Annotated in this window: 14 protein-coding genes; 7 read left to right on the top strand and 7 right to left on the bottom strand. The window is 68.6% G+C overall.

What is annotated here, in order from left to right; all coding sequences use genetic code 11:
- Positions 1-368: 368 nt before the first annotated feature.
- Positions 369-2,996, top strand: a complete 2,628-nt coding sequence (locus PWS46_RS27625) for a methyl-accepting chemotaxis protein (RefSeq protein ID WP_434624561.1) — start codon at positions 369-371, stop codon at positions 2,994-2,996.
- Positions 2,997-3,275: 279 nt separating this feature from the next.
- Here the strand turns inward: PWS46_RS27625 and PWS46_RS27620 are convergent, their stop codons facing one another.
- The 3 genes from PWS46_RS27620 to PWS46_RS27610 form a co-directional block, all read right to left on the bottom strand.
- The gene (locus tag PWS46_RS27620; RefSeq protein ID WP_434624559.1) at positions 3,276-3,983 is read right to left on the bottom strand and encodes a Crp/Fnr family transcriptional regulator; all 708 of its coding nucleotides are present in this window, start codon (positions 3,981-3,983) and stop codon (positions 3,276-3,278) included.
- Between the two features lie 103 nt (positions 3,984-4,086).
- The gene (locus PWS46_RS27615) at positions 4,087-5,925 is read right to left on the bottom strand and encodes an ABC transporter ATP-binding protein/permease (RefSeq protein WP_434624557.1); all 1,839 of its coding nucleotides are present in this window, start codon (positions 5,923-5,925) and stop codon (positions 4,087-4,089) included.
- Between the two features lie 100 nt (positions 5,926-6,025).
- Positions 6,026-7,390: a GH1 family beta-glucosidase gene (locus PWS46_RS27610; protein ID WP_434624555.1), complete on the bottom strand. Its 1,365-nt coding sequence runs from the start codon at positions 7,388-7,390 to the stop codon at positions 6,026-6,028.
- Positions 7,391-7,598: 208 nt separating this feature from the next.
- Here PWS46_RS27610 and PWS46_RS27605 point away from each other — a divergent pair, with 208 nt between their 5' ends.
- On the top strand, positions 7,599-8,882 hold the full coding sequence (locus PWS46_RS27605) for an alpha-glucosidase/alpha-galactosidase (protein ID WP_434624553.1): 1,284 nt from the start codon (positions 7,599-7,601) through the stop codon (positions 8,880-8,882).
- Positions 8,883-8,901: 19 nt separating this feature from the next.
- Here the strand turns inward: PWS46_RS27605 and PWS46_RS27600 are convergent, their stop codons facing one another.
- Positions 8,902-10,053 (bottom strand): MFS transporter, encoded by a 1,152-nt coding sequence (locus PWS46_RS27600; protein ID WP_434624551.1) that lies wholly within the window; start codon positions 10,051-10,053, stop codon positions 8,902-8,904.
- A gap of 231 nt (positions 10,054-10,284) precedes the next feature.
- On the opposite strand from PWS46_RS27600, the gene PWS46_RS27595 reads away from it, so the two are divergent.
- Genes PWS46_RS27595 through PWS46_RS27585 form a run of 3 tightly spaced genes read left to right on the top strand, consistent with a single transcriptional unit; the run spans position 10,285 to position 12,486 of the window.
- Positions 10,285-10,662, top strand: coding sequence for a nuclear transport factor 2 family protein (locus PWS46_RS27595; protein ID WP_434624549.1), 378 nt, complete (start codon positions 10,285-10,287; stop codon positions 10,660-10,662).
- 29 nt (positions 10,663-10,691) lie between these two features.
- The gene (locus tag PWS46_RS27590; RefSeq protein ID WP_434624547.1) at positions 10,692-11,507 is read left to right on the top strand and encodes an alpha/beta fold hydrolase; all 816 of its coding nucleotides are present in this window, start codon (positions 10,692-10,694) and stop codon (positions 11,505-11,507) included.
- A gap of 52 nt (positions 11,508-11,559) precedes the next feature.
- Positions 11,560-12,486 (top strand): helix-turn-helix domain-containing protein, encoded by a 927-nt coding sequence (locus PWS46_RS27585; protein WP_434624545.1) that lies wholly within the window; start codon positions 11,560-11,562, stop codon positions 12,484-12,486.
- Positions 12,487-12,603: 117 nt separating this feature from the next.
- Here PWS46_RS27585 and PWS46_RS27580 read toward each other — a convergent pair whose 3' ends face one another.
- From PWS46_RS27580 to PWS46_RS27570, 3 genes are all read right to left on the bottom strand, one after another.
- Entirely contained in the window at positions 12,604-14,169 is a 1,566-nt protein-coding gene (locus tag PWS46_RS27580; protein WP_434624543.1) for an IS66 family transposase, read from the bottom strand.
- 104 nt (positions 14,170-14,273) lie between these two features.
- Positions 14,274-17,999, bottom strand: a complete 3,726-nt coding sequence (putA, locus tag PWS46_RS27575; protein WP_434624541.1) for a trifunctional transcriptional regulator/proline dehydrogenase/L-glutamate gamma-semialdehyde dehydrogenase — start codon at positions 17,997-17,999, stop codon at positions 14,274-14,276.
- Positions 18,000-18,372: 373 nt separating this feature from the next.
- Positions 18,373-18,990, bottom strand: coding sequence for a metal-dependent hydrolase (locus tag PWS46_RS27570; protein ID WP_434624539.1), 618 nt, complete (start codon positions 18,988-18,990; stop codon positions 18,373-18,375).
- 444 nt (positions 18,991-19,434) lie between these two features.
- Here PWS46_RS27570 and PWS46_RS27565 point away from each other — a divergent pair, with 444 nt between their 5' ends.
- Entirely contained in the window at positions 19,435-20,925 is a 1,491-nt protein-coding gene (locus tag PWS46_RS27565; RefSeq protein WP_434624537.1) for a glycosyltransferase family 87 protein, read from the top strand.
- A 75-nt stretch (positions 20,926-21,000) separates the two neighbouring features.
- Positions 21,001-21,606 (top strand): hemerythrin domain-containing protein, encoded by a 606-nt coding sequence (locus PWS46_RS27560; RefSeq protein ID WP_434624535.1) that lies wholly within the window; start codon positions 21,001-21,003, stop codon positions 21,604-21,606.
- Positions 21,607-21,650 lie beyond the last annotated feature (44 nt).

Genomic DNA, 21,650 nt, shown 5'->3' with positions numbered 1-21,650 from the left:
AGGTAAGCACAGGGATAGGGTCGGTCGATGGCCGGGATGCCTTTCGTGCTGCCCGCTATGGCCATGATCCACGCGCATAGGCCTGGGCTTGGCAGTTCGGAAACGGGTTACGGACTTTCCCTTCGGAGAAATTTTTGCACCTGCGAGGGGATGCTTTTCCGCATATCGGAAGGTCTATGACTATCTATTCGAGTTAGCGGAAAAGAGATTGACGGCTCCCCGCCGCCGCGAAAATCATGCAAGGGCCGGTGTGGCTGATGGTCGCAAGCACGTCTTGAGGCTTGCAGTTCCATGATTGCGCACAATGCGGGCTTGCGGCCGGCAGCGACCACTTCCGCCCTTTCCTGTTTTCTGGGGAAACCGACGCCATGACCACCGCCGCACCCGCCATCCCGCAATCCGGCGCAGCCAGAACCGGGCGCCGTCTCGGCGTGCGGGCCAAGCTGATGCTGTCCTTCGCCGGCATGGCGGCGATGACGGTGGCGGCCAGTGCCGTCGGCCTGATGTCCTTTTCCGCGGTGGAGCGGCCGATGACGCAGATCGCCGACACCAGCCTGCCGGAGATGGAGCTGGCGACCCGGCTGGCCGGCGAAAGCGGCGCCATCGCCTCGGCCGCCCCCACGCTGGACGGCGCCGACAGCCAGGAGGAGCGGGAGCGCCTCCACGCGGAGGCGAAGGAGCGCGCCCGCGGCTTCCTGTCGCTGGTCGACGAGCTGGCCGGGCGCCGTCCGCAGGACCCGCTGCTGACCGAGGTTCGTGAGACCGGCAACGCGCTGATCGCCACGCTGGACGGCATCAACGACGGCGTGGCGCGGCGCCTGTCCCTGCATGACCGGCGCGAAGCCGCGTCCACCCGGCTGGCCCAGAGCTATGACGGCTTCCTCAAGACGCTGGCGCCGCTGGTCGATAGCGCCGGGGAGGCCCTGCAGCAGAAGGGTATGGCGCTGGACGGCGGCACCGACCGCGACATGGGGGCCCTGTCGGACGCCGTGCGGTCGATGATCGCGCTCTACGACCTGCGCAGCGGCATCGCCGGCGCGCTGGACGCCATGAACCGCTCCGGCACGGCGCAGGACGCCAAGACCATCGGCGAGCTTCAGCAATCCTATCTGGAGGCGTCGTCGCAGGTGACCGCCACGCTCGGCACGCTGGGCGACCGCCTGCCCCCCGACAGCGCCGGCAGGATCGATGCGCTGTTCCTGTTCGGCTATGGCAAGGACAATGTCTTCGACCTGCGCCGCGCCGCCCTGGACGGCAGCGAGAACAGCAGCGGGACCGTGGACCGCCGGCTGGCCGAGCGGCTGACCGCCGCCAGGACGCAGGCCGCCCAACTGCTCGACGGGCTGAAGGCGCCGCTGCGCAAGGTGCAGAGCGACATCAAGCGCGCCAACTTCGACATCCGCTCCCAGGTGCAGGGGGCCATTCAGGACCTGCTCGGCAGCGGGCTGGAGCGTTTCCGCACCAACCTGGAGCTGTCGACCTACGGCACCGCCCTGACCGGCGCGCTGAACGAGGCGGCGCAGGCCCCCGACGCCACCCGCCTGGACCTTCTGGAAAAGCGCTTCACCGCCGCGTCCTCCGCGCTGTATGAGCGCGTCGGCACCCTGCGCAGCCAGTCCGGCGACTATGCCGCCGGCACCGAGGTTCTGGCGGCGTTGGTCAAGGCGCTGATCGGCTTCGGCCGCGGCGAGGAAGGGGTGATCGCGCTCCGCCGCGCCGAACTGGTGGCGACAGCCGACACCGAGCGGATGCTGGCAGAGAACCGGCAGCTGTCCCAGAGCTTCGCCGCCACCGTCGACCGCGAAATCGCCGCCATGCGGGAAGAGGCCAAGGCGGCGGTCTCCGGCACCGAGGGCACCATCGCCGCCGGCCGCCACATGCTGATCCTGTTCGCCATCGGCAGCCTGATCGGCGCCGCGCTGCTGGCCTGGCTGGTGGTCGGCCGCCACATCGTCGCCCGGCTGAGCGCGCTGTCGGACTCCATGCGGGAGATCGCCGAGGGCCGGCTGGATGCGCCGATCCCCGCCGCCGGGGCCGACGAGATCGGCGACATGACCCGCGCCCTGATGGTCTTCCGCGACACCGCCAACGAGGCGAACGCCGCCAATGCCCGCGCAGAGGCGGAGCGCGGCCGGGCCGCCGGCGAACGCCGCCGCGCCATGGTCGAGATGGCCGAGAATTTCGAGAGCAGCGTGCGCGGCGTGCTCGGCCGCGTCGCCCAGGCGGCCGGCGAGATGCAGGACATGGCCGAACGCATGACCCGCAGCGCCGACCTGACCGCCGGGGAGGCGACGACCGCCGCCGGCAGCTCGCAGCAGGCGGAGGGCAACGTCAAGGCGGTCGCCGCCGCGACGGAGGAGCTGTCCGCCTCGATCCAGGAGATCGGCACCCAGGTCCATGCCTCCAGCCAGATCGCCCGCAAGGCGGCGGACGAGGCCGAACGCACCGACCGCACGGTGGAAGGGCTGGCCCAGACCGCCGGCCGCATCGGCGAGGTCGTCGGGCTGATCCAGTCCATCGCCGGCCAGACCAACCTGCTGGCGCTGAACGCCACCATCGAAGCGGCCCGCGCCGGCGAGGCCGGCAAGGGCTTCGCCGTCGTGGCCAGCGAGGTGAAGGGCCTCGCCACCCAGACCGCCAAGGCGACGGAAGACATCTCCGCCCAGATCGCCGCCATGCAGTCGGTGACGCAGGAGGCGGTGGACGCCATCCGCTCCATCGCCGGCACCATCCGCGAGGTCAACGAGATCGCCGCCACCATCGCCGCCGCGGTGGAGCAGCAGAGCGCCGCCACCCGCGAGATCGCCCGCAACGTCGGCGAGGCCGCCGACAGCACCCAGCATGTGCGCGGCAACATCGACAGCGTCGCCGACGCGGCGCGCGAGTCGGGGGAGTCGGCCAACCGCGTGCTGTCGGCCTCCTCCACGGTGCAGGACCAGCTGCGGACGCTGGCCGGTCAGGTCGACGGGCTGGTGGAGGAGATGCGGGCGGCCTGAGGATGGGCTACGGGATGAACAATTCCCCCTCTCCCGCAGGGTAATCGCATATGGCAATTATGATCCTACACAAGGAGGCACGTCATTCCCGCGAAGGCGGGAATCCAGCCATTTCAATCGCTTTGCACGATAGTTTCCTGGATCCCCGCCTTCGCGGGGATGACGGAAGTCCTTTTTATGGGATTCTGGATTCCATATGCGATTGCCCCTCCCTCTCCCGGGGCGGGAGAGGGCGCTTATCGCCATGTGCGATTGCCCAGACCGTAAGGGATAGACGGGCTACGGTCCGTCGGCCAGTTCCCGCAGGGCGGTCACGTCGCAGCGGAAGCGGTTGGGGCGCAGCTCGTCCAGCAGGCCCTGCCGCTTCAGTTCGGCGACGACGCGGCTGGCGGTCTCGGTGGTGATGCCCAGCACGGCGCCGACATCCTCCCGCCCGAAGAAGTCGCATTCGCCCTGGTCGTCCACCAGAGTCAGGAACAGCCGGGCGACCCGCGCCCTGGCGCTGCCGGTGCCGAGTTCGACCAGGAAGGCGTCGGCCCGCTCCACCGCCTGATGCCAGCGCCGCATCAGCTGCTGGTGCAGATGCTGCGTCTCCTCCGACAGGCGCTGGATCACGGCGCGGGGGATGCGGCAGGTCAGGACGGGGTGGATGGCGATGGCGGTGTGGCGGTAGGGCTCGCCCAGCGCCGCCTCGAGCCCGGCGGTGTCGCCGGTGCGCAGCAGCCGGACGATGCGCTGGCCGCCGTTGGGGAGATACTGCACCAGCTTCACCAGCCCGCCGCGCACGGTGAAGAGCGCCGTCGGCTCGTCGCCGACATGGTAGAGCGCCGCCCCCGGCGCCACCGTCATCTCGTCGATCGGCAGGTGGATCAGGTTGAAATCGGATTCGGTCAGATCGGCGAACAGCGCCGATTCCCGGATGCCGCACCCCCGGCAGTTCGCCAGCCCCCGCCATGCCGCGTTGATGCTGGTCTTCTTCACGCTCATGTCCATGGTTGTGCGGGGCGGCGATGCTGTGGGTACGAACGGTGTCCGCCGCGCAGTGTGGCAGCTTTTTGGATGGGTTCCAAGTTTCCGGGACAGGCAGCGGCTAAGCCGCGCTTTCCGTCGCCGGCAGGACCTCCCGCCCCTCCTCGCGCAGGGTGACGGCGCCGTTGGTGCGCTCCAGCACCAGCTTGCGGCCGTGGTGGGCGTCCAGCCCGGCATGGTGGCCGATGGTCAGCAGGGTGGCGTTCGGCAGTTCGCGTTCCATCAGGGTCAGCAGTTCCTCCTCCGCCGGGGGATCGAGGCTGTCGGTGGCGTCCTCCAGGAAGATCCAGTCGGGGCGGCGGATCAGCAGCCGGGCGAAGCCCAGCCGCTGGCGTTCGGGCACCGACAGCACCTCGTCCCAATGGTCGAGGCTGTCCAGCCGGTCGACGAGGTCGGGAAGCCCGACGGCGACCAGCGCCGCCGCCGCCCTGTCGTCGGCCACCGACGAGGCCGTGCCGGGATAGGCCAGCACCGCGCGCAGGCTGGCATGCGGCAGATAGGGGCGTTCGGGCATGAAGAAGACGCGGGTGTGCGCCGGCAGGGTGATGAGACCGCGGCCCCAGGGCCAGACGCCGGCCACGGCGCGGAACAGGCGGATGGTCGCCGTGGCGTCGCCGCCGATCAGCACGCGGTCGCCCGGCCGCACTTCCAGATCGAAGGGATGGACGACGGGCGTGCCGTTCGGCTCGTCGATGGCGACGCCGGCGAAGGTCAGGGTCTTGTGCTCGTCCGCCCGCACGACCTGGATATGGCCGTCCGGCACGTCGCAGACCTCGCGGTCGAGCCGCACCAGAGCGTCGTGCAGGTTCAGCACGCGCTCCACCGAGGCGCGCCATTCGGCGGCGCGCGGCAGATTGTCGATGGGCCAGGACAGGGCGCCCACCGTCTGCTGAAAGGCCTGCGCCGTCTGCATCAGCACGCCCAGCGTGATGGCGCCGGTGATGTAGCGGGGGGCGGCGACCAGGATCGGGAAGGCGGCGGACAGCACGGAATAGCTGGCGCTGAACACCATCATGTTGGCGAGCGCCGCGGTCTGGCGGTTCCAGCCCCGCGCCACCCCGGCGAACAGGCCGGTGAGATGCCCGCGCTCGGCCGATTCCCCGTGCAGCAGCGCGATGGTCTGGCCGTTCTCGCGGATGCGGGCCAGCGCGAAGCGGAAATCGGCCTCGTAGCCCTGGCGGCGGTTGACGGCGTTGACCAGCGGCTGGCCGATCAGCATGGCGATGCTGGTGCCTACCACGGCATAGATCAGCGCCACATACAGAAGATGGCCCGGCACCGACAGCTCGGCGCCGAAGACCGTGACCGTGATGGTGCCCGACAGCATCCACAGGATGTTGGTGAAGCTGACCAGCAGCAACGCGCAGTAGGTCAGCGAATGACCCAGGTCGATGGCGACCTCCGCCGTGATGCGGATGTCCTCGGCGATGCGGCCATCGGGGTTGTCGTGCTCGCCCGGCATATAGGCGATCTGGTGATGGCGGCCGCGGCGCAGCCAGTCCTCCAGCAGCTTGCGGGTCAGCCAGTCGCGCCAGCCCATCTGCAGCCGGCGCTTCACCCGCAGATGGAACACGACGATGACGATGTTGTAGACGATGATCAGCCCGACCACGCCGATCATCGTCAGCAGCCGGTCCATGGAGCGCTGTTCGAGCGCGTCGAACAGCCGCTCGCTCCACAGATTGATCAGCACCGGGATCGACACCTGCCCGATGGTCAGCACGATCAGCGCCACGGTCAGCGCCCAGACGGTCACCCTGGTCCGTCCGAACCAATAGCCGCCCGCCAGCCGCAGAAAGCGGCGGGTGAAGCCGGGTGCATCGTCGGCGGGCCTGTCCCCGCCGGATGTGGTGCCGCCCGCCTTGCTGTCGCCCGTTTTACCGTCCGTGTCGTCGGTCATGCCGCCCATCCCGGGCCTCCGCCCTCAAACCTCTCCGTCCGTATGACTAACGAATAGGACGTGTATTGCCAAAAGTACAGGGTCAGGGGCGAAAGAAGGGTTAAAGCCTTCCCGTTCTCACAACCTCGGCGAGGAAGCGATAGCTGTCCTTCGGCGTGCGTTCGAGCGTGTCGTAATCCACGCGCACGATGCCGAACCGCTTCGACAGGCCGAACGCCCACTCGAAATTGTCCAGCAGGCTCCAGCACAGATAGCCCCGGACGTTGCAGCCGTCCGCCAGCGCCTTCGCCACCGATTCCAGATGCTCGCGGTAGAACAGCACCCGCTCGGCATCATGGATCTGGCCATCCGGCGTCACCACGTCGTCATAGGCGCAGCCGTTCTCCGCGATGTAGACGGCAGGGTTGCCGTAGTCGGTGCGGAGTTCGGTCAGCAGGTCGTACAGCCCCTCCGGCTGGACCGGCCAAGCCATGCCGGTCCAGCGCCGGCACTGCGCCTCGCCCCAGCCGACATCGAAGGGCCGCCCCTCCTCATGCTTCATCGTCATGCGGGAGTAGTAGTTGATGCCCAGCAGGTCGATGGGATAGCGGATCGCCTCCTCGTCGCCGGGCAGAACGAATTCCGCCATTTGGTCGGCCAGCAGCGCCGGGATCTGCCCGCGCATCAGCCCGTCCAGCGTCACCCGGTTCCACACCGCGTCCCATCGGGCGGTCGCGGCCACATCCTCCGGCCGGTCGCTGTCGGGAACCGCGGGCTGCAGGTTCAGGACGGTGCCGAGCGTCAGGCCTGACCGCTCCGCCGCGATGGCGCGCAACGCCGCGCCCTGCGCCAGATTCTGATGGTGCAGCGCCCGCAGGATGCCCTGTTCGCCCAGCTTGTGGCCGGGGGCATGCTCGCCCACGCCATAGCCGAAGATGGCGACCACGTTGGGCTCGTTCAGCATCATCCAGGTCTTGACCCGGTCGGCCAGCCGGGCGGTGACGATCCGCGCATAGTCGGCGAAGGGACCGACGATCTCCCGCCCCTGCCAGCCGCCGGCATCCTCCAGCGGTTGCGGCAGGTCCCAGTGGTAGAGGCAGGCCATCGGCGTGATCCCGGCCTCCAGCAGCCCGTCGACCAGCCGGTCGTAGAAGTCGAGGCCGCGCGTCTCCACCGCCCCGGTTCCCGTCGGCAGGATGCGCGGCCAGGCGATGGAGAAGCGGTAGCTGTCGAAGCCCGCCGCCTTCATCAGCGCGATGTCTTCCGGATAGCGGTGGTAATGGTCGCAGGCGACGGCGGCGCTGCTGCCGTCCATGATGCGGCCTTGCGCCGTGAAGGTGTCCCACACGCAAGGCCCGCGCCCGTCGGCATTCACCGCGCCCTCGATCTGGTAGGAGGCGGTGGACGCGCCCCAGCGGAAATCGGGCGGGAAACTCAGCGGTCTGGCATCGGCGGCCTGGGACACGGGCTGGCTGAAGCTGTCCATTGCTATCCTCCCACGGGGACGTTCGTTTTTTCCAGCATGCCGCAGCCGGACCATCTTCGCCATGGGACAAGCATGCGGCGGGCGTGGGCGCGACGCGGTGGCGCATCGGGGCGCGGGTGCACGCGGGGACTGTGCGGACCTCTCCGAAAGGCGTAGCCTGTTTCGATAAGACGGCGGTCAGCCGCTCCGCTTACGGAGGAAAAGAACCATGCCCAACACGACAAAGATCGTTTTCATCGGCGCCGGCAGCGCCGCCTTCGGGCTCAGCCTGTTCCAGGATCTGTTCTCCACCACCAAACTGGCCGGCAGCACCCTGACGCTGGTCGACACCAACCAGGACGCGCTCGACCGCATGGCGGCGCTGGCCGAGGTGATGAACCGCCACGGGGACGCCGGGATCGTCATCGAGAAGACCACCGACCGCAAGGCGGCGCTGCAGGGCGCCGGCTTCGTGCTGTGCGCCATCGCCATCGACCGCAACCGGCTGTGGAAGCTGGATTTCGAGGTGCCGAAGAAGCACGGCATCCGCCACACGCTGGGCGAGAACGGCGGTCCCGGCGGGCTGTTCTTCACCCTGCGCACCCTGCCGCTGATCGTCGACATCGTCCGCGACGTCGAGGAGATCTGCCCGGACGCGCTGTTCATCAACCTGTCGAACCCGGAAAGCCGCATCGTGCTGGGGCTGTCGCGCTGCACCAGTGTGCGGACGCTGGGGCTCTGCCACGGCATCTTCCTGGCGCGCTGGTTCATCTGCCAGATCCTGGGCATGGCCGAGAAGGAGGTCGATGTCTGGGGCGCCGGGCTGAACCATTTCCAATGGCTGACCTCGATCCGCGAAAAGGCGACGGGGCGCGACCTCTACCCCCTGCTGCGCGAACGGGAGGCGACGCACGACCCGTCCTTCACCCCGCTGGCGCGCCGCCTGTTCCACGCCTTCGGCCTGTGGGTGACGCCCAGCGACGACCACACCGGCGAATTCCTGCCCTATGGCTGGGAGGCCGGGGAGCATGGCTTCGACTTCAAGCACGATGAAGAGGGCCGAATCATCCTGCGCGACCTGATGGACGGCGTCATCGACGGCAGCAAGCCGATCCCCGACGACTGGACCAAGCCGTCCTGGGGGGAGCGGGCGGTGGCGGTGATCGCAGGGCAGTTGCACAACCAGAAGCGCTTCATCGAATCCGGCATCGTCATCAACCGCGGCGTCATCCCCGGCCTGCCCGACGAGCTGGCGGTGGAGGTGCCGCTTGTGGCCGACGCCGCCGGCATCCATCCGATCTCGCTCGGCCGGCTGCCCGACGGCATCGTCAAGCTGCTGTCGGTCCAGGCCAACGTGCAGCAATTGTCGGTGGAGGCGGCGCTGCACGGGTCGAAGGAGCTGGCGCTGCAGGCCCTGCTGATCGACCCCGTCATCAACTCCAGCACGGCAGCCGTCGCCATCCTGGACGAGCTGTGGGAGGCGAACCGGCCCTATATCCGGGCTTGTCTGTAAGGGGGACTGTAAGGCGAGCTCAGGCCCGTCCCCGCCGGATCAGCCGGGCCGAGGCGAAGCCCAGCCCGGCGGTCAGCAGGCCGACGCCGAGGAACAGTGGCGCGAAGCCGGTGTGGGTGGAGATGGTGCCGTACAGGACCGGGCCGATCCCCTGGCCGATGAAGAAGCTCGACGCGAACAGGGCCAGCGCCGACCCGCGGGCGGTCGGCGCCAGCTCCGTCGCCTGGGTCTGCATGGTGTTGTGCAGCATGTAGAAGCCGAAACCGGCGACCAGGAAACACAGGCTCACCACCGGCCAGGGCACCGGGAAGGCGATGACCAGATAGGCGAGACCGGCGGCCAGACCGCCGGCCTTCATCATGCCCCACTGGCCGAGCGAGGCGATCATTCGCCGCACCACGGCGCTGTAGATGACGCCGCCGATGGCGAAGGCGGCGATGGTCAGTCCGGCCTGGAAGGCGCCGGCCGCGCCATGCTCGATCAGCACCGGCGCCACGAAGGGGAAGACACCGAAGATCAGCAGCCCTTCCGCCGCCACCGTGGCGAAGACGAACAGCGAGGCCGGGTTGGTCAGCACCGTCGCATAGCGCCGCTGCGCCTCCGCCACCGACAGGGGCGAGCGGGTCTCCACCTCGCGCGCCAGGCCGATCAGGGCGGCGACGCAGATCAGCGCGGTCAGCCCGGCGGACAGGCCGAACACCGTACGCCAGCCGAACGCCTCGGCCAGCGCGCCCGACACGGCGGAACCCGACATCTGCCCGAGGATCACCGCCAGCAGGAAGCGGCTGATGGCGATCTGACGCTCCTCATAGGGCACGCGGTCGCCGATCAGCGCCATGGAGGCCGGGATGATGCCGCCGGCGAAGGCACCGGCCAGGACGCGCCCGGCCATCACCGTGGTGTAGGTGGGTGCAATGGTGGACAGCACCAGACCGACAGTCAGGACCGACAGGGCGAGCCGGACCAGCCGCGACTTGCCGATGGCGTCGCCGACCGGCCCCAGCACGATCTGCATCAGCGCATAGGGCAACGTGTAGGCCGACGCCAGCAGCGCCGCCTGCCGAACCGTCACGCCGAGGTCGTCGGCAATCAGCGTCAGCATCGGATCGGTGGTGCGCAGGGAAAAGGCGCTGGCGAACCCGGCGAGGCCGAGCAGGAAGATGAGGCGCATTGAGGATCCGAACGGCGGCGGTGACGGCAAAGGTGATGGATTTGGACCTTAACCGGATCGGCCGCGGCCGTACCGCAGTGCGGCGGTGATGGCAGGCATGCGCGCGCCGCGGGATCATTCGTGTACGGCATTACCTGGCACGTAATCGATTCAGGTCCCTCCGCCGGGCGATCCTGGGTTCGCCGGGACAATCCGGCGGCCAGGACAATCGACCGAGAAAGGGACCTGACGATGACCGACGCGACCCGCACCCCCGCTGCAATCGCCGACCTCTACATCGCCGCCTGGAACGAGACCGACCCGCAGCGGCGCCGCGCCCTGATCGCGCAGGGCTGGAGCGAGGATGCCGGCTATCTCGATCCGCTGGCGGGAGTCAGCGGCCATGACGGGCTGGACGCGCTGATCGACGCCGTGCAGCGGCAGTTCCCCGGGCTGCGCTTCAGCCTGATCGGCACGGTGGACGGGCACAATGACCGGCTGCGCTTCTCGTGGGCGCTTGGATCGGAGGGCGGCGATCCGGTCGCCCGCGGCACCGATTTCGCCCTGCTGGCGGCGGATGGCCGGCTGCGCAGCGTCACCGGCTTCCTCGACCAGCTGCCGATGGCCTGAACCGGAATTCTTTCGCGGGGAGATCGATCATGGGCTTCATCCACACCGACGACGGCGTGCGCCTGTTCTATCGCGATTGGGGTGATAAGGAAGGCAATCGGCCGATCCTGTTCGTGTCGAGCTGGTCGCTGACCTCCGACGCCTGGGCCTACCAGATGGCGCCGCTGTCCGAGCAGGGCTGCCGCTGCATCGCCTTCGACCGCCGCGGCCATGGCAAGTCGGAGGAATCGCCGTCCGGCTACGGCTTCGACCGGCTGGCGGACGACATCGCCGCCCTGATGGACGGGCTGGATTTGCGGGAGGTGACTCTGGTCGGCCATTCGATGGCGACGGGGGAGATCGTGCGCTACCTGACCCGGCATGGCGCCGGGAGAGTGGCGGGGGTTGTGATGGTGGGAACCATCACGCCGCTGATGGCGCGGACCGACGACAACCCCGACGGCGTCGATCCGGCGCTGTTCGAGGTGTTCCGGACGGAGCAACTGCTGCGCGACTTCCCGAAATGGCTGGGCGACAACATCGACCCCTTCGTGAACGGGGAAACCTCGGCGGAGATGAAGGGGTGGATCGCGGGCATGGCGCTGCAATCCTCTCTGTTGGCCCTGCTGGAGTGCAACCGCGCCATCACATCGGCCGATTTCCGGACGGAGCTGCCGGCCATCGCCGTGCCGACCCTGGTCGTCCATGGCGACCGCGACGTGACCACGCCGCTGGCGCTCGCCGAGCGCACGGTGGCATTGATGCCGAACGCCACGCTGTCGTTCTATCAGGGGGCGCCGCACGGCCTGTTCATCACCCACCGCGACCGGTTCAACGCGGAACTGTTGGCCTTCGCCCGCGGATGACGGCAACGATGGCGGCAACAATGGCGGAAGATCCCGGTTCGGAGCACTCACCATGCCCCATGGCACCTCTCAGACCACCGGCCGCAACGGCAGGGCACCGGCCGGGCCGCCGGTCGGCGCCCTGCTGCGGTCCTGGCGGCAGCGGCGTGGCCTCAGCCAGCTCGATCTCGCCTGCGAGGCCGACATCTCCACCCGGCATGTCAGCTTCCTGGAGACCGGCCGGTCGCAGCCCAGCCGCGGCATGCTGATCCATCTGGCAGAACGGCTGGACGTGCCGCTGCGGGAGCGCAACGCCCTGCTGGTCGCCGCCGGTTTCGCCCCGGTCTACAGCGAACACAGCCTGGACAATCCGGCGATGGAGGCGGCGTGCAAGGCGGTCGATCTGGTGCTGACGGGCCACGAGCCCTTCCCGGCGCTGGCGATGGACCGGCATTGGCATCTGCTGGCGGCCAACCGGGCGGTGGCGCCCCTGCTGGAGGGGGTGTCGGCCGAGTTGCTGGCGGGGCCGGTCAATGTCCTGCGCCTCAGCCTACATCCCGACGGGCTGGCCGGCCGAATCGGCAACTGGGCGCAGTGGCGGGAGCATGTGCTGTCCCGCCTGACCCGCCAGATCGAGGCGAGCGCGGATCCGGTGCTGGTGGCCCTGCGCAGCGAGTTGCAGGGGTATCCTGCTCCGGCCTCGTCTTTGGATGATGGCGGTGTGGACGGGCATCATCCCGACGTGGTGGTGCCGCTGCGGCTGCACACGTCGGCCGGGATGCTGAGTCTGTTCAGCACGACCACCGTTTTCGGGACGGCGGTGGACGTCACGCTGTCGGAACTGGCGATCGAGGCGTTCTTTCCGGCCGATGCCGAAACGGCGGAGAGACTGCGAGGGGCGCTGGCCAGAATCCCCTCTCCCCCCCGCTCACGCGCAAACGAAGTTTGCGCTGACGCGACAGGCGGATCGAAGATCCGCCGAAAGCGGGGAGAGGGTTAGGGTGAGGGGGGAGCGCGGCGGGACCTTCGGGAAAATCATGCGGTGCATCCCCCTCACCCCGACCCTCTCCCCGGGGGGGAGAGGGGAATTTCGTAACATGGGCAAAAGCCCGGGCGCTCAAGCTGGAGCTGCACGCTGTCGTATCACGTCCGGGAGATAGGTAAGGTCTTGTGAGCCTGGGACTCCGAGGCGATGTCCGAGGAAGTCCCAGAAGGCGATGCCGAGCTTGGCGCAGGTCTTCATCAGGCCGAGGAAACCGTCGCGCGCGGCGCGTCCCGCATCGGATCGGGTGCCGCCGCTGACTTTCCTGCGGGTGACATGGCAGCGGATGTCATTTTCCGAACCGTTGGTATGCAAGGGGACCTCCGGGCGGTCGAGGACGCGCAACAACTCGTCCTTGTTGGCACGCAGGCGCACCAGCAGCCGGTCCAAGGTGGAAAAGCCGGTGCGTCGGAGGAAGATCCGCTCGAAGCGCACCCGCAGTTGGGCGCGTCGGCCTGGGTCAGGAGCCTTCTGGTAGGCTTTGAGGTCGGCGTAGAACGCCCAGATCAGCGAGCGGATGTGCTGCTGGGCGGCGTACTGAGCGGGGGTGAAGGTGTCGAGCTTGTGCACCAGGCGTTCGGCATGGACCCAGCACAGCGCGTGCAGGCCGACGTCGAACTGTCCGGCATCGTCGCTGAGGATCACGGTGTCGGGGAGCAGTCCGTGGTCGGCAAGGCTCCCCCACACTGCCGCCTCGGTGGCCAGGCGCACCATGTCGATCTTGTGGACGCACGTCGGCCAGTTCAGGGCGCGCAGATGATCGAGCCACGCCGCCTCGCTGGGGAAGCGGCGCGCCGGATGAGCCTCCAGCCGGGCGACGGTGCCCAGCGGGACGCCGCCCTGGCGCATGTAGGCCAGCGCCGCCGGGTTGACGACGTAATCGCCATGGCCGGCGCGCAGCACCTCCAGGAAATTCAGCCGGCTCTTCGACCCGGTGGTCTTGAAGGCGGTGAAGCGGTCGTCGCCGAGTTGGGTGCAGACGCCGTTGGCCGCCTTGTGGCGGGCACCGGTGTCGTCCACGCTGATCCAGGACGCCGTCTCCAGCCCGGCCCGCAGTACGGCGTCGGCCTCGGCCAGCAGTGCGCCACGGCGGGTGAGCAGGCGCACGACCTGCCGCTGGGAGACGTCGAACCCGAGGTCGGCGAGCAGCGCCACCAGACGGGGAATGGTGGTCTGTCCACGATGATACTGGAACAGCACGAAGCGTTGCAGTTCCGGGCCGAGGTGGGCGGTGATCCCGGAGGGAAGCGATGCCACCATGCACCGGCCGTCCGGCGTCAGCCAGCGCTCCCGGCGCAAGCGGATACGCCGCGCCCGCAGTTCCAGTTCCTGGACGGTGAAATCCTCATAACCCTTGAAGCGCGACCCCTCCGGCACGGCAACGCACAGGACGCGATCCTCGCAGGTCACCGTCTTGGAGACTTTGCCCGCCCGACCACGTCGGCGACGCACAGGCCGCTGCGGGGGGGCTGGCGTCCCGGCCTCCATGCCGCTCGGCTTGACCGCCGGCTTGATCGCAGGCCGACCCGACAACCCTTTCAGCCGGGCGATCTCGGCATCACGATCGCGGAGCCGTTGCTCCAGATCGGCTTGACGCTGCCACAGCTCCAGCACGAGTTGGCGCAACGCGTCGGCCGACATCTCCGAGAGGTTTACTAGCGCGGTGGGCATCCCCTAACAACCGACCGGACCCGATATCATCTCGCCCGGGCTTTTGTCCATGTTACGGAATTTTCCCCTCCCCCTCAGCTCATCGCCACGAGGCTGGCGTTGCCGCCGGCGGCGGTGGTGTTGGTGCTGATGGAGCGCTCGTTCATCAGCCAGGCGATCTCCACACCCTCGCCGCCCATGGGCACGCCCTGGGTCAGGACGATGGGGCCGGGCAGTTCGGCGATGCGGCGGCTGGCGGCCAGCAGGCGGGCGGAGTCGCCCTCCACCAGCGCGCCGGCCAGCGGCCCGAAGCCGGTCCAGTTCGCGCTCACGCGGACACGGGCGGAAAGCTCCGCCGGCAGGGTCTTCAGGCCGGCGGTAACGGCGGTGTCGCCATCCACCACCACCTCATTGCCGGTTGCGAGTGCCGCGCCGAGCAGGCGGTACAGCCCCTCTTCCGTCTGCGGCAGCAGCAGGATGCGGCCGCGCGGGATCAGGCTGTAGATGTTCTCCTCGCCCACCGGGCCGGCCAGCTCGACGCTGCCGCCGACGGGGGAGCGCTTCGCCAGAGACCGTACGTCGGTGGCGATCGCCGCCTTGCCCTGGTCGGCCAGCCAGTCGGCGAAGGCATGGGCCGGCGCACGTACGGCGTCGCTGCCGCGCATGCTCAGATCCAGGGACGGACGTACGGACAGCAGGCGCGACAGGTACAGCGGGCCGCCGGCCTTCGGGCCGGTGCCGGACAGGCCGTGGCCGCCGAAGGGCTGTACGCCGACCACCGCGCCGATGGTGTTGCGGTTGACGTACAGGTTGCCGGCCTCGATCCGCCCGGTCACCCGGTCGATGGTGGCGTCGATGCGGGTGTGCAAGCCGAAGGTCAGGCCGTAGCCGGTGCCGTTGATGGCGTCGACCAGCCGGTCCAGATCGTCGCGGCGGAAACGCAGGACGTGCAGGACCGGGCCGAATACCTCGCGTTCCAGATCGGCGATGCCGTCGATCTCGATGATGGTGGGCGCGACGAAGGTGCCGTTGGCGGTCTCCGCCGGCAGCGGCAGCGATTCGACGCGGCGGCCCTTGGCGCGCATCGCCTCGATGTGGCGGGCGATGCCGTCGCGCGCCTCCGCCGTGATGACCGGGCCGACGTCGATGGCCAGCCGGTCGGGGCTGCCGAGGCGCAGTTCGCGCATCGCGCCCTTCAGCATGGTCAGGGTGCGGTCGGCGACGTCCTCCTGCAGACAGAGGATGCGCAGGGCCGAGCAGCGCTGGCCGGCGCTGTCGAAGGCCGAGGCGATCACGTCGCCGACCACCTGCTCGGCCAGGGCGGAGCTGTCGACGATCATGGCGTTCTGGCCGCCGGTTTCGGCGATCAGCGGGATCGGCGCGCCGTCCGGCGACAGCCGCCCGGCCACCTGGCGCTGGATCAGGCGGGCGACCTCGGTGGAGCCGGTGAACATCACCGCGCGGGTGCCGGCATGACCGACCAGAGCGGCGCCGACCTCGCCCGCGCCGGGCAGAAGCTGGACCGCACCGGCGGGCACCCCGGCGGCGCGGAGGATGCGCACGGCCTCCGCCGCGACCAGCGGGGTTTCCTCCGCCGGCTTGGCCAGCACCGGGTTGCCGGCGGCCAGCGCCGCGGCGACCTGACCCGAGAAGATGGCGAGCGGGAAGTTCCACGGACTGATGCAGACCACCGGCCCCAGCGGACGGTGGGTGTCATTGGCGAAGCCGTCGCGCACCTGGGCGCCGTAATAGCGCAGGAAGTCGATGGCCTCGCGCACTTCGGCGATGGCGTTGGCGGTGGATTTGCCGGCCTCGCGGATGATCAGGCCGAGCAGGGTCGGCATCCGCGCCTGCATCGCGTCGGCGGCGCGGAACAGGCAGGCGGCGCGCTGGGCCGGCGGGGTGGCGGCCCAAACCGGGGCGGCGGCCTCGGCGAACAGGAAGGCGTCGGCGATGTCGGCCGGGCCGGCCTCGACGCAAGTGCCGACGACGTCGCGGTGGTCGGCCGGGTTCAGCACCGCCTGGGCCTTCCCCTGGCGCTCGCCGTCGGCCAGCAGCGGGGCGGCGGTCCAGGCGACGGCGGCGCTGTCGCGCATCGCGGTGGAAAGCTCGGCCAGCGTGGTCTCGTTCGACAGGTCGAGGCCGGCGGAGTTCGCCCGCTCGGCGCCATAGAGATCCTTGGGCAGGGCGATCAGAGGGTTCTTCTCGCCGACCGGCAGGGCGGCGGCGGCCAGCGCCACCGGGTCGGCGACCAGATCGTCGATCGACACGCTCTTGTCGGCGATGCGGTTGACGAAGGAGCTGTTGGCGCCGTTCTCCAGCAGACGACGGACCAGATAGGCCAGCAGCGTCTCGTGGGTGCCGACCGGGGCATAGATGCGGCAGGGCCGCTTCAGCGGGCCGACCACTTCCTTGTAGAGCGGCTCGCCCATGCCGTGCAGGCACTGGAACTCGTACTGGCCGACCTTGAACTCGCCGTTCAGGTGCGCGGCCATTTGGTAGATGGTGGCCAGCGTCTGGGCGTTGTGGGTTGCGAACTGCGGGAACACGGCGTCGGGGGCGCTCAGCAGCCGGCGGGCGCAGGCGGCATAGGACACGTCGGTGTGCAGCTTGCGGGTGTAGACCGGGAAATCCTCCAGCCCGTCGACCTGGGCGCGTTTGATCTCGCTGTCCCAATAGGCGCCCTTCACCAGACGGACCATCAGCCGGTGGCCGCTGCGCCGGGCGAGATCGACGACGAAGTCGATGACATAGGGGCAGCGCTTGCCATAGGCCTGGACGACGAAGCCGATGCCGTTCCAGCCCTTCAGGTCCGGATCGAAGCACAGCGATTCCAGAAGGTCGAGCGACAGCTCCAGCCGGTCGGCTTCCTCGGCGTCGATGTTCAGGCCGATGTCGTAGCCGCGGGCCAGCCGGGCCAGCTTGGTGACGCGCGGCAGCAGCTCCGCCATCACGCGGTCCGCTTGGGCGCGGGAATAGCGCGGGTGCAGGGCCGACAGCTTGATCGAGATGCCGGGGCCATCATAGATGCCGCGCCCGGCCGACGCCTTGCCGATGGCATGGATCGCGGTTTCGTAATCGGCGTAATAGCGGTCGGCGTCGGCGGCGGTGGTCGCCGCCTCCCCCAGCATGTCGTAGGAGTAGCGGAAGCCCTCCGCCTCCATCTTGCGGCTGTTGGACAGCGCCTCGTCGATGGTCTGGCCGGTGACGAACTGCTCGCCCATCATCCGCATGGCGAAATCGACGCCGCGGCGGATCAGCGGCTCGCCGCCGCGCAGGATCAGCTTGGTCAGGGCGGAGGACAGAGCCTGCTCGCCGCCCAGCACGCCGGTGACCTTGCCGGTGACCAGCAGCCCCCAGGTCGCGGCGTTGACGAACAGCGACGGGCTGTTGCCGAGATGGGCGCGCCAGTCGCCGCCGGCGATCTTGTCGCGGATCAGCGCGTCGCGGGTGGCACGGTCGGGGATGCGCAGCAGCGCCTCCGCCAGACACATCAGCGCCACGCCCTCCTGGCTGGACAGGCTGTATTCGTGGATCAGCCCCTCCACCCCGCGCCCCTGCGGCTTGGCGCGCAGCGCGGCGATCAGAGAGCGCGCGGTCTGGGCCGCCGCCGCGGTCACCTCGGCCGGCAGCGTCGCCTGCTCCACCAGCCACGCCACGCACTCCGGCTCCGGCCGGCGATAGGCGGCGGTGATCGCCTGACGCAGCGGCCCCGCCGGACGAACGACGGAGGCGAAAGCGGCGAAGGGGCCGGCCCCGCTGGAGAGGGCCTTGCTGGAAAGGGACGGCTCGGTGGCGGGGACAACGCTCGGATCGGTCATCTGGTTCATCGCGTGGCTGGCTCTGGTCGGGGGGCGTGGAGCGGCGGCTTCGGAAAGCCCGTGTCCGGCGGGTTGCGGAGGCCGATCCGATGCCTGTCAGGCTAACCGATTTTCCGGGATCCTTTCCAACTGGTATTTGAGCCATTTTGCCGATTTAAATTCTGAATTCGCGTTATAATACGGAACAAACTTAGTGCCTGTTAGGAGAAATTCAGAACATCCGGCCGGTTTTGAAGCCCTGCCGGTCGCCACATTCGTTTTTGCCGAACAAAGAGCGGGGAAAGGCGCACTTCGCCGACTGCACCGCGCAAGGCATGGGCTCGGTTCCGCAGATTCGACGGGAGGATGGGCGAGACACCCGAACGGTCGGGACTCAGCCCTTCAGCGGCTTGGGCCGACTGCTTTCCGGCGGCTTGCGCACGGGGATCGGCGGCGCAGCCTTCTCCATGCCGCCCTCCCCCAGATAGGTCTGCGCCGCGGCGACGACGGAACGCCAGGGCCGCTGCAGCGGGAATTCCGGCCAGCCGTTGGCGAACAGGCCGGAGATCATCCAGCCCGCCATCAGCGTCACCGCCAATTGTTCGGAGAAACCGCCCGTCTTCAGGATCGGCAGGGCGAAATTGCGCCGCCGCTTGATCGGCCACAGCAGCGGCAGGCCGGCCGGGGTCAGCAGGTCGCCGGCCAGATGGGTGAGATAGCCGACGATGAAGGGGATCAGCAGCCGCTGATAGGCCACATGTTCATGCAGGACCCACAGGCATCCGGCGATGGCGAGCGCGGAATGGGTGACACCGCGATGGCCGAAGATGTTGGAGATCGCGGTGGACAGTGGCTTGACCATCTGCCCAAGCGTCGATTTCGGATGATCGATGTCCGGCGCCAGCGCCCCCAGAATCGCCGCGCCGAAGGCGACCGCATCGAAGGTCATCCCGTACCGGCTCGACAGGTAGAACCAGGTGGCGCCACCGACGATTATGTGAGAGGACGCCATCACCGTCGGGTCACCGGGGCCTGAAACTGGTCTCTGTCGGGATGGCGTCTGTGCCGAACCCGAAATTGGGGGGAGTTTGACCTTAGGATACTTTCAGGCCCAAGAACAATAATGCAAGCAGAACAGAGGGATTCCCTAAACGCATACCGTTCATGCGTTCGGCAGCGGCGGCTTGCCGCGGCCCTGGACCTCCTTCCATGCCCCTCCCCATCCGGCCTTCGCCGGAACTCCGGGCCGGGTGGCTTTTTCCCGATCTGCTCTTCGTCCGAACGCGCCGGTGCGGGCCGCGGTGGGGTAGCTTGCTACCGCTGCGGGTGCGTGGCGTTTAATGGAATTACTCCCATCCGGCACGGGTGGGGCACATTCCTCATCCTCGGTGCTCTGGCATAGTTTCGCGGACCAGCCGGTGGTTGAAGCCGGAAAACTGCCAGGGAGTGGTCACCGATGGACTCCAAGGAATTCGCAAGTGCGGCAAGCGGTCCCCTGGAAGGGCCGCTGATCAAGGGCCGCCGAGCGGTCACAAAGCTCGGCGGCGACCGCTTCGTCGCCTGGACTCTGTCCGTCGCGTTTCTCTTCGTTCTCAGTGCCGACACCCTGCTCGGTGTCGTTCTCAGACCCTATCTGGATGGCGGGGCCGGCGACACCACCGCCTGGGACGTCCTGCTCCTGGTCATGGGCAAGTCACCGGAGCGGCTGCCGCTCGATTCGTGGGAACCCATGATGACGGCCTTCACCTGGCTGCACGAGCATGGGAAGGGGGATGTCTACGACGCCGTCTTCTTCACACAGCACGTCAAGTTCCAGTATCCGCTGACCTCGCTGCTGGTGTTGGAGGCCATGTCGGCGGTGGGCCTTCTCCATCTGCGCGTCTATGCCCTGATCAATCTGCTGATGGTCGTCGCCACCGCGGGCGGCATGGCGCTGCTGATGCGTGAACTGGCGGAGCGCATGGGCTTCGACCGGGCGTTGCGCAACGGAGTCAGCCGTCTGACGCTGGCGGCGCTCGGCGCGGTGGCGGCGCTGTGTTTCTTCCCGGTGGTCAAGGCCTTCGCCGTTGGCCAGATTCAGGTATGGCTGAACGCCGCCTTCGTCTTCGCCACCCTGTTCTATGTGCGCGACCAGCGGGCGCTCGCCGGCGTCATGCTGGGCGCATCGACGCTGATCAAGCCGCAGATGTCGCTCTTCGTGGTCTGGGCATTGCTGCGCCGGGAATGGAGCTTCGTCATCGGCTGGGCCGCGGTGGTGGTTCCCGGCTTCATCGCCGCCTGCGCCCTCTACGGCTTCAGCGCATCGCTGCATTACCTCGACGTGCTGTCCTTCCTCGGCCAATATGGCGAGAGTTACAATTCCAACCAGACGGTGAACGGGCTTCTGCACCGACTGCTGCACAATGGTCCCAACCTGCTGTCCAACACCAGCGGCGACAGCGAATGGCGGGGCAGCGCCTTTCCTCCCTACAATCCGCTGGTCCATGTCGCGACGCTCGTCTCCGGCGTCCTGTTCGTCCTGTTCGGCCTGCTTTGGCGGGTGAAGGACGGGGCCGGCAGCGGGGCCGGCGATGCAGGTGCCCGGCGGCAACCCATCGCCTCTTTCCTGGTGGCCGGCACCTGCTTCACCATCGGCACGCCGATCGCCTGGGTGCCGCATTACGGCGTGCTGCTGCCCGTCTGCGCCTATCTGCTGTTCGTCCTGATCGACCTTGCCGTCCGGGACCGGCGCCGCGGTCTGCGCAAGCTGCTGCTGTTGGGCATCGGATTCGCGATCCTGAGCAACGACCTGTTCCATCCCCTGAACGAGCTTGCCGACACCTCCTACAACATCCTGCAATCCTACCTGTTCTTCACCGCCCTGATGCTGCTCCACCTGCTGGTGACGACGGCGGACGCGCCGAACAGGCCGCGGCAGTCCTCCGCCCCGCCCCTGCCCGCCGCCTGACCGCCCACCGGAACGCCTGGGCTCGCGTGCCTGTTGGTGAGCAGGATCACCCAACCGGCAGGAAGGAGCCCCGTCATGGCACGGTATTCGGGAGCAGGCTATTCGCACGGAGACGATACGGGCTGGCTGTCGGCGCGCGGGCTGGCGATGATGGCCGGCGGGGCGGCCCTGGCGCTGGTGGCGAGCCGGCTGCTGCCGCCGGTGGTGGCACAGCTGGCCGGAACCGCCCGCCATGCCGCCGGCCGCGACGGCATCGACGCGCTGATCGACGACCACCGCCACATCCAGTCGCTGCTGGCGGAGATGGTGCAGACCCCGATGGATGCGCCGATCCGCCGCACCCAGCTTTTGCTGCGGCTGAAGCGCCGCCTCGCCGCCCATGCCATGGCGGAAGAGGACGTCGTCTATCCGCTGCTGCACGAGGAAGCCCGCAAGGTAGAGGACGCCAGGCATCTCTATGGCGAGCATGCCGAGATCAAGATGCACCTCTTCGTCCTGGAACAGACGCCGAAGGACGACCCGCACTGGCTCGCCGTGGCGCTCGACCTGAAGCGCATCGTCGACGGCCATATCCGGCAGGAGGAGGAGATCGACTTCCCCGCCCTGCGCAACAGCCTGGACGACGGCCAGACCGCCATCATGTCCGGCGGCGTCGCCCGCGAGAAGGCACTGATCCTCTGACCATCGCCTTACGGCAAGGGGCCGGACGGGACCGGAACGCTCCG

This window comes from Azospirillum sp. B2RO_4, from assembly GCF_051124815.1.
GTDB lineage: Bacteria > Pseudomonadota > Alphaproteobacteria > Azospirillales > Azospirillaceae > Azospirillum.
This window is presented reverse-complemented; position numbering and strand designations above follow the sequence as displayed.